At 32.3% G+C, this 12,907-nt stretch carries 9 protein-coding genes; 7 read left to right on the forward strand and 2 right to left on the reverse strand.

Annotation, left to right across the window (positions count from 1 at the left end; translation table 11 throughout):
• Positions 1–13: 13 nt before the first annotated feature.
• Together J2W95_RS06420 and J2W95_RS06425 are read right to left on the reverse strand one after the other, a co-directional pair.
• Entirely contained in the window at positions 14–295 is a 282-nt protein-coding gene (locus J2W95_RS06420; protein WP_310005135.1) for a DUF7674 family protein, read from the reverse strand.
• A 171-nt stretch (positions 296–466) separates the two neighbouring features.
• The gene (locus tag J2W95_RS06425; protein WP_310005390.1) at positions 467–1,807 is read right to left on the reverse strand and encodes a sigma-54-dependent transcriptional regulator; all 1,341 of its coding nucleotides are present in this window, start codon (positions 1,805–1,807) and stop codon (positions 467–469) included.
• Positions 1,808–2,022: 215 nt separating this feature from the next.
• On the opposite strand from J2W95_RS06425, the gene panB reads away from it, so the two are divergent.
• The 7 genes from panB (at position 2,023) to J2W95_RS06460 (ending at position 12,839) form a co-directional block, all read left to right on the forward strand.
• The gene (panB, locus tag J2W95_RS06430) at positions 2,023–2,841 is read left to right on the forward strand and encodes a 3-methyl-2-oxobutanoate hydroxymethyltransferase (protein WP_310005137.1); all 819 of its coding nucleotides are present in this window, start codon (positions 2,023–2,025) and stop codon (positions 2,839–2,841) included.
• 38 nt (positions 2,842–2,879) lie between these two features.
• Positions 2,880–3,575, forward strand: a complete 696-nt coding sequence (locus J2W95_RS06435; protein WP_310005139.1) for an RluA family pseudouridine synthase — start codon at positions 2,880–2,882, stop codon at positions 3,573–3,575.
• A gap of 73 nt (positions 3,576–3,648) precedes the next feature.
• Positions 3,649–4,977, forward strand: a complete 1,329-nt coding sequence (locus tag J2W95_RS06440) for an aldehyde dehydrogenase (RefSeq protein ID WP_310005141.1) — start codon at positions 3,649–3,651, stop codon at positions 4,975–4,977.
• Positions 4,978–5,508: 531 nt separating this feature from the next.
• Positions 5,509–6,276, forward strand: a complete 768-nt coding sequence (locus J2W95_RS06445; RefSeq protein WP_310005143.1) for a hypothetical protein — start codon at positions 5,509–5,511, stop codon at positions 6,274–6,276.
• A gap of 730 nt (positions 6,277–7,006) precedes the next feature.
• Positions 7,007–10,399, forward strand: coding sequence for a PAS domain S-box protein (locus tag J2W95_RS06450; RefSeq protein ID WP_310005145.1), 3,393 nt, complete (start codon positions 7,007–7,009; stop codon positions 10,397–10,399).
• Positions 10,400–10,504: 105 nt separating this feature from the next.
• Positions 10,505–11,365, forward strand: coding sequence for a KPN_02809 family neutral zinc metallopeptidase (gene ypfJ / locus J2W95_RS06455; RefSeq protein ID WP_310005147.1), 861 nt, complete (start codon positions 10,505–10,507; stop codon positions 11,363–11,365).
• Between the two features lie 184 nt (positions 11,366–11,549).
• The gene (locus tag J2W95_RS06460; protein ID WP_310005149.1) at positions 11,550–12,839 is read left to right on the forward strand and encodes a DEAD/DEAH box helicase; all 1,290 of its coding nucleotides are present in this window, start codon (positions 11,550–11,552) and stop codon (positions 12,837–12,839) included.
• The last annotated feature ends 68 nt before the right edge of the window (positions 12,840–12,907 follow it).

The raw sequence follows: 12,907 nt of genomic DNA on the forward strand, positions 1-12,907 counted from the left end.
ATTAAGGTTAGTTTTAGACTCCGGAAGCATTAATTTGCTTGATGTATTCTGCTTTCAACGATTTTGGAAACAGATTAGAAATCGTGCAATGACGCAGTTCCATAAAAGAGGAAACCGAAAAAACATACACATTTGAAATAGCATTTTTGGTTTCATTGCTTCCTGTTTCAAACAGCCGCTCAGCCAGTGCCAAACATTTTTTTGCTCGATTAATGTTTCCGGTAATGATTGCCGTTTTTGTGATTTCTGCAAAGCGCTCTGCTTGTTTATAAACAGTGGTGACTTGATTTTTCATAATAGTTAGTATTTATTTTCTGTATCGCCTATGCCAAAAAACATTCCAAAAAAAATAAAAAATCATAAAGCACTGTTTTTGATTGGATTGCCCATTTTTCATCCAAAAAGGGCATAAAAAAAGCCTATCAAAATGATAGGCTTTTCTCAAAACGATAGCTTTGGTATGGATTTATTGAATATTGTATTCGTCTAATTTTCGGTAAAGGGTTGCAACGCCTATTTCAAGTAATCGGGCTGCTTCGGCCTTATTTCCTTTGGTATAGTTCAGTACTTTTTGAATATGGAGTTTTTCAACGCTCTGCATTGAAAAAGCCGATAAGGTTTTGTTTGTATGATCCATTTGGTGCTGAATTTCATAAGGCAAAACATCCTGTGTCAAGACATCGTCGTTCACTAGAATAACGGAACGCTCAATTACGTTTCTCAATTCACGGACATTTCCCGGCCAATGGTAGGTTTCTAATTTATGAAGAAAATCGACGTCAATTATCAATGATTTTTTATTTACTCTTGATGAAAATTGCTCTACAAAATAATTGGTTAAGGGTGCAATATCTTTTATTCTTTCCTTTAATGGCGGAATTTTAATCTCAAAAATATTTAATCTAAAATACAAATCCGAACGAAAACGGTGTTCATCACTTTCCGTTTTTAAATCGCGATTAGTTGCCGCAATAAGACGAAAATTAGATTTTCTTGGAGTTGTGTCACCAATTTGGATATATTCATTCGTTTCTAAAACCCGTAATAATTTAGCCTGCAGTTCTAGTGGCATCTCCCCTATTTCATCCAGAAACAGAGTTCCTCCGTTGGCTTCTTCGATAAAACCTTTTTTATCTTTTATTGCTCCTGTAAAAGCTCCTTGTTTATGTCCAAACAATTCACTTTCCAAAATTTCTTTGCTGAAAGTACTGCAGTTAAGAGCCACAAACGATTTTCCGGCCCGATTGCTATTTTCATGGATGGCCTGTGCAAAAACTTCTTTACCAGTTCCAGTTTCTCCGGTTAAAAGCACTGTCGATTCTGTCTTAGAAACTTTCTTTGCCAAATCAATAACTTGCTCCAATCCCTTTGATTTCCCTATAATGCTGTCAAAAGAATATTTATCGGAAATTCGTTTTTCAAGCTGCTTGACTTTCTTTTGGAGCTGTACTTTTTCCAAAGCTTTGTACAAAAGCGGGATGATTTTATCATTGTCATCTCCTTTTACAATATAATCAAATGCACCATTCTTCATGGCCTGAACACCATCGGAAATTTTGCCGAAAGCAGTCAAGAGAATAACTTCGGTTATAGGAAAAGCAGGTTTAATTTTTTGAAGAAAATCAACGCCATTGCCGTCTGGAAGTTTAACATCGCATAAAACGACATCAATATCATTTGTCTCCAATTTCTTGAAACCAGACTTTAAATCAGGGGCTTCAATAACATCAAATCCTTCTGATTTAATGATTCTGGCAAGGAGATGACGCAATTTTTCTTCGTCATCTATAATTAGGATGTTTTTCAAAACTGTATTTTGTTTTTTAATTATCAAAATTAGTTATTTTAATTATTTGTCACTGAAATTCTTTAAAATACTTTGATTAATACAAATACTTTAAATTATACAGGCTCATTTTTCATATTCCTCATTAAAATTCAATTTAAAAAATTTCTATTTATTACTTTTGCATTCTCAAAAACAAAATCAATCCGAAGACTCGGAATTAAAACATAAACACAATGTCTGCAATAAAAAAAGATTACAAAAGAATTACCACAAAGTCCTTAATCGACATGAAATCCAATGGAGAAAAAATCTCTATGCTTACGGCTTATGATTATACAATGGCCAAAATTGTAGATACTGCTGGGATTGATGTGATTTTGGTTGGCGATTCTGCCTCCAATGTTATGGCGGGTCACGAAACGACTCTACCTATTACATTGGATCAAATGATTTATCACGCCTCATCTGTGGTTAGAGCTGTAGAAAGAGCCTTGGTAGTTGTTGATTTACCTTTTGGAAGTTATCAATCCGATTCAAAGGAGGCTTTACGTTCTTCTATCAGAATCATGAAAGAAAGTGGTGGTCACGCTGTGAAATTGGAAGGTGGAAAAGAAATCAAGGAATCAATCAAAAAAATCTTGAATGCAGGAATTCCGGTTATGGGACATTTGGGATTGACGCCGCAGTCTATATATAAATTTGGTACTTATACCGTTCGTGCCAAAGAAGAAGAAGAAGCCGAAAAATTAATCGAAGATGCTAAGTTACTTGAGCAACTAGGTTGTTTTGCTTTGGTACTAGAAAAAATACCAGCTCATTTGGCAACAAAAGTGGCACAAAGCATTTCGATTCCCGTTATCGGAATTGGTGCCGGTGGCGGTGTAGATGGACAAGTATTGGTAATTCACGATATGCTGGGTATGAACAATGAATTCAGCCCTCGTTTCTTGAGACGATACATGAACCTATATGAAGGAATGACTTCTGCAATTAGTCAATATGTAGAGGATGTAAAATCGAAAGATTTTCCAAACGAGAAAGAGCAATATTAGTAGTTTTCATTCATCAAAAATTCGCTAAACAATTTACATTGTCCAATAAAATAATTTCAAATAAAAACAATCTCCAAATCCTACACGAAGACAACCATCTTATCGTGGTCAATAAACGTGTAGGTGATATTGTGCAAGGAGACAAAACTGGAGACAAGCCATTGAGCGACGTTGTAAAAGAATACATTAAAGACAAATACAACAAGCCTGGCGAAGTCTTTTTGGGAGTGGTGCATCGACTGGATAGACCTACAACTGGAATTGTGGTTTTTGCCCGTACAAGCAAAGCCCTTACTAGAATGAATGAATTATTCAGCAATAGGGAAACTCAAAAAACATATTGGGCAGTAGTCAAAAACAGACCTTCCAAAAACGAAGACACTCTCGTTCATTACATCAAAAGAAACGAAAAAAACAACACTTCAAAAGCGCATACAAAAGAAGTTCCTGATAGTAAATTGGCAAGTTTGGAATACAAAATCATCAAAGAACTGGACAACTATTATGGGCTTGAAATCCAACTGCACACTGGGAGACACCATCAAATTAGAGCTCAACTCTCTGCTATTGGGTCACCAATAAAAGGAGATTTAAAATACGGTTTTGACAGAAGTAATCCTGATGGTGGTATACATTTACATGCCCGAAAACTGGTGTTTATTCACCCTGTTTCCAAAGAAAATATTACAATTATTGCCCCTACTCCTGACGAAGTGATTTGGAAAGCCATTTAATATTTTAATGAAAAAAATATTATAATTTGAATTTTAAAATTAACTTGCAGTATATAAAATAATATATTTTGCTATGAGTTACAAATTAAACATTACTTCAAGAAAAGAAGCTTTAATAAAATTATTGGATGTAATTATCAAGCATGAAAATGAAATCATTCAGGCCTTATATGATGATTTCAAGAAACCTCCTTTTGAATCGATTGCCACAGAAACCAGCTATGTTATATCGGAATTAAAAGACACTATAAAAAACATTGAGAAATGGAGTAAAATAAGACGAGTATTTCCCTCACTTCTTAATTTTCCATCAACCGATTATATTGTAAAAGAACCCTACGGGAAAGTCTTAATTATTTCTCCCTGGAATTATCCTTTTCAATTAGCGATTTGTCCTTTGGTATCAGCTGTTGCAGCGGGTAATCAAGTAGTTTTAAAACCTTCTGAATTGACACCAAAAACTTCAGCGATACTGCTTAAAATTATCGAAAAAGCTTTCCAACATCAACACGTTAAAGTAATTGAAGGTGGTGTCGAAGCATCACAGAAATTATTGGCACAACGCTGGGATTATATTTTCTTTACAGGAAGCGTTGCTGTTGGGAAAATTGTTGCCAAAGCTGCCGCAGAACACCTCACTCCTGTAACCCTAGAATTAGGCGGAAAAAACCCTTGTATTATTGATGAAACAGCAAATTTAAAGTTAGCTGCCAAGAGAATTGTTTGGGGAAAATTTTTGAATGCAGGACAAACCTGTATTGCTCCAGATTATATTTTGATTCAAGAAGACATGAAAGATCATTTTGTTGAATTTTTGAAAAAAGAAATCACAAAAGCTTATGGTAAAAACCCAAAAGAATCTCCCGATTTTCCTCGAATTGTAAACGAGAAAAATTGTCTTCGACTAATGAGTCTGATTGAACCTGAAAAAGTTATTTTTGGTGGAGAAATAGACATTGAAGATCGCTATATTGGCCCAACTTTAATCGAAGAAAACTCTCTTGACAGCTTACTGATGGAAGGAGAGATATTTGGCCCAATATTACCGATAATTACCTATAAAGACGAAAAGGAAATAACCCAAACCCTTTCAAGATACGAGAAACCTCTCGCATTATACGTATTCACAGACGATAGAAAATTCGCCAGGAAAACAGTTACCTCTTTTTCATTTGGAGGTGGTTGTGTCAACGATACAGTTATTCATTTTGCCAACAAAAGACTTCCTTTTGGAGGTGTCGGTCATAGTGGAATAGGTGCTTATCATGGCCAGCTAAGCTTTGATATTTTTTCTCATAAGAAAGGAATTGTAAAAAAAGCCAATTGGCTGGATTTGGATTTACGATATGCTCCTTATGCCAACAAAATAAACACATTAAAGAGATTGCTAAATTGGCTTTAGAAGACAAACTAATTCATTAAAAAATCCACAAAACACGAGAAATTATTTCTTTCAAAACTATCAATTTAAGACTTTGTAATAATTGATTTTTCAATGCAACTCAACTTTATTAATTTTTAAAATATTTTTTTTAAAAACAATTTGCTATTAAACTAGAAATCTATCAAGATTTCACAAGAAATCATCAAGGAAAATTGGCGCACCTATTTATTTCGATTTTTTTATAAAATTTGAGATCTATCAAGTGCTTTACTTTTAAAATTATCGAACTATTTGATCCTATTTTTAACACAAAAAAAGGAAGTTACACGTTGATTTTAATATTAAAAAGCATCTTCCTACTCAAAATTCCATGATTATAAAATTGTTGGTAACTACTCATTTCTCATAAGTAAGATTTTAACTCTTAAAGAAAAAAAGAAGTAAATTTGTCATCGATTTCAAAATCAACATAATATTTAATTCCGGGATCAATAAAAAACAAATTTCAAATAATCGCTCAATCAAGACAACATAATTAACCTTTTCAAAATGAATCAAACCCAAGAAAGATTACACGATATAGAAAAAAACGGATACCAAATTGATTTTGCCAATGTATTTAATCACGCCTTCGAAAATTATAAAAAAATAGCATTATATGCAGGATTAGTTCTTTTCATTTTTACTTTTTTATTTGTTATTTTAATTGGAACATCATTGGTTTCTGTAATAGGTATTACTGCAATGACAAGGGAACTTACTCCTGAAAAATTGAAAATTGAAAATCTATCCGAATCTAATTTTTTATTTGTAGGCAGCTTGTCTCTTATAGTCTCTTGTCTGTTTAGTCCATTCCAGGCAGCATTTTTAAAAATGGCACATTGTGGAGATCGAGATGAAGAGTTCCATATTTCTGATTTATTTAGTTATTATAAAATTCCATATCTAAAAGAAATAATAATATCCTCATTTTTAATTTCAACAATTAGTTTTGTTCAAGGTACTTTGCTTTCATATGTTCATTTAGAATTACTTGGAAAAGTCATAACTTATTTTATTTCCTATATTACACTTCTTGCTATACCACTTATTATTTTTGGAGATTTAAAAGCAATCGAAGCTATAAAACATAGTATTCTAATAATCTTCAAGCAACCTTTTGTTATTCTAGGATTAATAGTTGTAGCATTTATTGGGTCATTAGTAGGTTTTATAGGATGTTGTATTGGTGTGTTTTTTACTTTGCCCTTTCTTTATTCAATGAATTATGCTATTTACAGTGCTATTGTTGGAATAGATATTCAAGAAATAGAGTAAAAAATTTCAAGTTAAAAAAAATTTAATCGTAGAAACAAACATTTTAATCAAATAGTTACCCAAAAAATCTATGTTATTATTTTTTAACATATTAGTTTCTTTAAACTTCAACTTTTCTTTGTCGAGCTTAGTATATATTTCTACGCAATTAAGTCTGGAAGCAATACATTTAATAATGTCGAGCCATAGAAATATTATTTTATCGACATTGCTTAGTATATTAGTAATCGCTTTATTTTATTCGAATTCCAGGATAAATTCAATTTTAAAGAATACAGATAACCTTCCAACTGAAGAATCAGACAAAAGAGAATACCAACTTTATTTATTGTTTTTAGGGCTAATACTTCCATTTTTAGAAATTCTATTTGAATTATTTCATGTCAGACCCAAAAGTCTACTAATCAGCAATTTTTCTATAGGATGTTTATTTCTATTGTTATTTTTAATAAGCGAAAAATCAAAATACTTCTATAATAGAATCAAAACTATTTTTATTCTATTATTTTACTTTTATTCAATGTTAATTGGATACAACATTATATTCCTACCAAATGACATTCTCCCTACTTACGGCTTTATAATTGTATTTTTCTTTTCCTATATTATCCTTAAACCTATTAAAAAATATTGGCTATTTTCAGGTTTCGTCTTTTTCTATTTGTTTATAATTTTTTCTTTTGATTTAGTTCCTGTCAAAAAAGCTATTACATTGATCAATTTTGGTCTTATGGTTTTTATTATAAACCATATAAGAAACGTCTCAATAACTAAAATCCAAGAAAAATTTAATTTTGCAAATGAGATAGTTAACAAAGGAAACTCACTTACCATAGCAACAAACAAAGAAGGTGAAGTTACTTTTTGTAGTGACACTATTACTTCAATTTTAGGTTATACTCCTGCTGAGGTAATGGGTATGGAATTTTGGAGACTAACAGAAGATCCTGAATTTATAGGTATTGATTATCACATAGATTTTATAGACAATCGACTATATGTTAGAAAATTAAAATGCAAAAATGGAGAATATAAATTTATCCAATGGATTGACAAACAATTTTCGGAAGATTCAATTATTGGGATAGGCCAGGATATAACCAACGAAATAACAATAAGAAATCAGTATGAAACTTTAATTCAAACTGCAGTTGATATCATTTTTGAAACTGATTACAAAGGAAACTTTACTTTCGTAAATGATTATGGTATAAAACTTTTGGGGTACTCCAAAGAAGAATTTCTTGCCAAAGATTTTGAAACCATTATTCATAAAGACTACGCAAGTAATACAATGAGTTTTTATAAAAACATTCAATACTTCGAGGAAAATTACACTACACTAGAATTTCCAATAATCAAAAAAAATGGTGAGGCAATTTGGGTATCTCAAAATGTTTTCGTCCGAAAAAATAGTTTCGGAGAAATATCAGGATATTCGGGTATTGCGAGAGATATCACCTTGTTCAAAAACTTAGAAGAAGAAAAAAACAAAAGACAAGAAAAAATAGAAAAATATAGTAAAACGCTAAAAGATATTGCTGTATTAAATCATTCAAATTCTCAAAAATTAGAGGATACCATTATTAATATCCTAAAAATTACATCTGTAGAATTGGAAGTAAGTAGATCCAGTTATTGGATATATGATACTGATAAAATTATATGCCATAAACTTTATAAATCGAAAACAAACACAATAGAAAGTGGGCTTCAATTTTATAGAAATGAAAATTTAGATTATTTCGAAAAAATTGAAAGTAAACTTCAAGTTGTTCAATCCGATATTATATCTTATGCTACCAACAATGAAATAAAAAGTAATTATGTAAATACTAATAACGTATTTTCAACACTTGATACTCCTGTTTTTATTGACGGAGAATTAAAAGGTATTCTTTCTTATGAATCCACAGAAAGCATCAAAAATTGGGACAATGAGGATATTAACTTTGCAAAATCCATCTCAGATTTGATAGTAATTGCTTTGGCTTCACAAATGCGTTTAGAAATTGAACAAAAACTAGCCTACAAAAGTGAACTTCTTTTAGTTATCAATAAAAATGCAAATCAATTTTTATTGCAAAAAAGCACAAGTAAACTCATTATGGGAATCATAAATGAGATTGGAAAAGTGACTCTCTCAGAACGTATTTCCTATTTTAAGAAAGATCCAAAAACAAATTTATTTGACCAAAAATGCATGTGGACAAATGAGTTGCAAGATTTTGACACAGTACATCCAAAATTACAAAACCTTTCATTTTCTGAATTTGAAAATAATATAAAAGATTTATCCCCTCAACAATTTTTTGAAAGCATTAAAGATAAAATTCAAAATGAAAACATAAAATCATATCTAGAGAATTTGAACCCAAATTCAATGTTGTTTTTTCCTGTTTCCATTAAAAATGAATTTGATGGTTTTTTTGCATTCGATGATTCAACGAAAGAACGAATTTGGACTAACGATGAAATTTCTATTTTACATTTATTGGTTAAAAACATATCCTCTTCTATAGAAAGAAACATAAATGAAACCATTATAGAAGAAAGTGAAGAACGTTTCCGATTATTGGCCAATAACATTCCTGGTACTGTTTTCTTATCCAATTATGATGAAAAATTTACTAAAATCTATCTAAATGACGAAATAGAAAAGTTAACAGGATATCCAAAATCTGATTTCTTAGAAAATAAAATATATTTTATAGACTTAATTCTTCCTGAAGATTTAAAAAATGTTTTATTAAAAAATAAATGTGCCTTAGAAGAAAAAAAACCATTACATGTCATTTATAGAATTATGCATAAAAATGGTTCAATAATCTGGGTAGAAGAGTTTGGAGATTCGATCATAAAGAATGGTGAAATTGCTTTCATGGAAGGAATATTAATTGATATTACCGAAAAGAAAAAGAATGAATCCATTGTTAAAGAGAAAGAATTGGCAGAAGCTGCAAATAAAGCCAAATCAGAATTTCTTGCCAACATGAGTCATGAAATACGAACTCCTTTAAATGGAATCATTGGCTATACTGATTTATTAATGAATTCTAAGCTAGAAAAAACGCAAAAACAGTATATGAATACCATTAATCAATCGGCCAATATTTTATTGGAAGTAGTAAATGATATTCTGGATTTTTCAAAAATTGAATCAGGAAAATTGGAACTCAATATAGAGAAATATTGTGTCGACGATATTATTCTTCAAATAAAAGAGCTGATTAATTATCAAGCACATTCCAAGAATTTAGAGATAAATTACATAATAAATGATGATGTACCCAAATACATTTGGGTAGATTACATACGTTTAAAACAAGTACTTATCAATCTATTGACCAATGCAGTCAAATTTACCCATAAAGGAAAAATTGACCTTACCATTTCAGCATTAGAAATTCAAAAAAGTCAAACTTTATTACGTTTTTCAGTAAAAGATACCGGAATTGGAATTCGAAAAAACAATCAGAAAATAATTTTTCAAGCATTTTCACAAGAAGACAGTTCAACTACCAAAAAATTTGGGGGAACAGGATTAGGATTAACTATTTCCAATCAATTACTTGGATTGATGAATAGTAAATTACAGATTAACAGTCAATTCAACATAGGAAGCACCTTTTTCTTTGATATAAAACTAAAAAGTACTAATAAGTTAAAACCAAAAAAAACAATAGATAAGGAAAAAAATATCCTAGAAAATCGTACATTAACATTGGAAAATGAAGAACCAAAAATTTTGATTGTTGAAGACAATAAAATCAATATGCTTTTGACAAAAACATTGATTCAACAGATAATTCCAAAATCTAAAATTTATGAATCTGTTGATGGAGAAAAAGCCCTTGTCAAAGCATTAGAAGTCATTCCAGATATTGTTTTAATGGATATCCAGATGCCTTTAGTCAATGGTTATGAAGCTACCAAACAAATTCGAGAAATCGAACAATTTAAAGACACCATTATTATCGCCCTTACCGCAGGAACCGTAATGGGAGAAAAAGAAAAATGCATCAAAGTAGGTATGAATGATTATGTACCTAAACCCATCGTAAAAAAAACGCTTGAAGATATTTTAGAAAAATGGTTAAAAACTAAAAGTAGCATATTATAAGATTGCCCTGATTCCAAAATCATAGAATAGCTGGAGAATGGTAATTCGAGTGTAAGTGAACAGGCGAAGCATAACATATTCTTATGAAACTAATACTATCTAAATATGAAATGGATTGGCAGAAGACAAAGTGATAATGTAGAGGATCGTCGAGGTATGTCCTCAGGTGGAAAAACAATCCTTGGTGGAGGAGTAATCGGTATAATTATTCTACTTGTAAATGCTTTTGGTGGCGAAAATGCTCAAATGATAACCCCAATTTTAGAGCAATTAAATCAACAGCAAACTACTCAAACCGAAACTAGGCCTTTGACTGAAGCGGAAAAAACCGAAGGTGAATTTGTCAAAACACTCTTGGCCGATAATGAAGACGTTTGGGCTCAAATATTTGAAGAAAACGACCTGACATTCGAAGCTCCAAAACTTATTCTTTTTAGTGGCCAAGTTGAAACGGCTTGCGGAGGAGCCAGTTCCGCTTCCGGACCTTTCTATTGTCCCGGAGACAGAACCATTTATATGGATATGTCTTTCTTTGGGGAACTTCGAACCAAGTTTGGAGCCAAAGGAGGTGATTTTGCAATCGCATACGTAATAGCGCATGAATTTGGGCATCACATACAAACTTTATTAGGAACCTCCAATAAAGTGCATCAATTACAGCAAGACAGAAGCGAAAAAGAAGGCAATAAACTTTCAGTTGCTTTAGAATTGCAAGCTGATTTTTATGCGGGTCTTTGGACGCATTATAACGAAAATAAAAATGCCATGCTTGAACATGGTGATATTGAAGAGGCATTGAGTGCTGCAAATGCAGTTGGTGACGATGCAATCCAGAAAAAAACACAAGGTCAAGTTGTTCCCGATTCCTTTACACACGGAAGCTCCGAGCAACGAATGTATTGGTTCAATCGCGGTTTCGAAAGCGGCGATATCAAAAAAGGAGATACTTTTTCGGAGATGGATTAAATCGAAATCTCATCAATGCTATTTTCAAAATTAGTAACATCTCAGCTACTATTCAACAACATCCAATCTATCTTTAAGTAAACAAGTAAGGTAATCAAAGGCAGATCGAAAAAATTAACAGTACCTTTGCGCCAACTTAAAGGAGTAAACTAAATAAATAGTGTTTACTTCATAAACAATATTTATGTCATTCAATTCATTAGGATTATCTGATGCTTTATTAAAAGCTATCAGCAAAAAAGGATATACAACTCCTTCCCCAATACAACAAAAAGCAATTCCACCTATTTTAGAAGGTAAAGATGTATTAGCATCTGCACAGACAGGTACAGGAAAAACAGCAGGATTTACATTGCCCATATTACAATTATTATCTCAAGGACAACACTTAAGACAAAGACCTATCCGTGCCCTAATATTAACCCCAACAAGAGAACTAGCTGCACAAATATTAGCCAATATAAAAGAATATAGTACATTTTTAGATTTACGCAGCACAGTAATTTTTGGTGGCGTAAACCAAAACCCTCAAGTAAGCCAATTGCGCCAAGGGGTCGATATTCTTGTTGCAACTCCCGGTCGATTAATCGATTTGCACAATCAAGGTTTAATTTCACTTGCAAAAGTAGAAATTCTAGTTTTGGATGAAGCAGACCGTATGCTGGACATGGGTTTTTTACGTGACATTGAACGCGTTATGAAAGTATTGCCACCAAAAAGACAAAACTTACTGTTTTCGGCAACTTTCTCAAAAGACATCAAGAAATTAGCAATGGGTATTCTGCACCATCCGGTTCAAGTTGAAGCCACTCCCGAAAACACAACTGTTGATGCTATTATTCAAAAAATATATCCTGTTGCAAAAGAGAAAAAAACAGAATTAATAATTAAACTTATTACTGAAGGCAACTGGAAACAGATTTTGGTGTTTACTCGAACCAAACAGGGCGCCAACAAATTGACTGAAAGCATGATTAGTGCCGGAATTAAAGCAGCAGCTATTCATGGCAATAAAGGTCAGGGCGCGCGAACCAAAGCCCTAGCCGGTTTTAAAAACGGAAGCCTGACAGCTTTGGTCGCTACTGATATTGCAGCCCGAGGTTTGGATATTCCATTATTACCGCATGTTGTTAATTTTGAATTGCCAAATATTCCCGAAGATTACGTTCACCGAATTGGTAGAACCGGAAGAGCCGGAGCGAGTGGCGAAGCTATTTCGTTATTTAGTCCAGACGAAACCGTTTTTCTTCGCGATATAGAAAAATTGGTTGGCCTGAAATTGCCTAAAGAAAATATTAAAGGTTTTGAACCGGATCCTAACGCGTCAACCGAACCAATCAAACAAGGTCAAGGGAGACAACAACGCAATTCAACTCCTAAGAAACCAAAAATCGATAATCCAAACCGAAGCACTTCTAATAGTTTCGGTCCAAGACGTCCAAGTCAAAATAACGACAGACGTTCTAATAGATAATAAACACTGACGCAGTGTGATACTGAATTTGGTGCATCAACCTAATGTTGCACCAAATCTAAAGTATT

This window comes from Flavobacterium granuli (genome assembly GCF_031456055.1).
GTDB lineage: Bacteria > Bacteroidota > Bacteroidia > Flavobacteriales > Flavobacteriaceae > Flavobacterium > Flavobacterium granuli_A.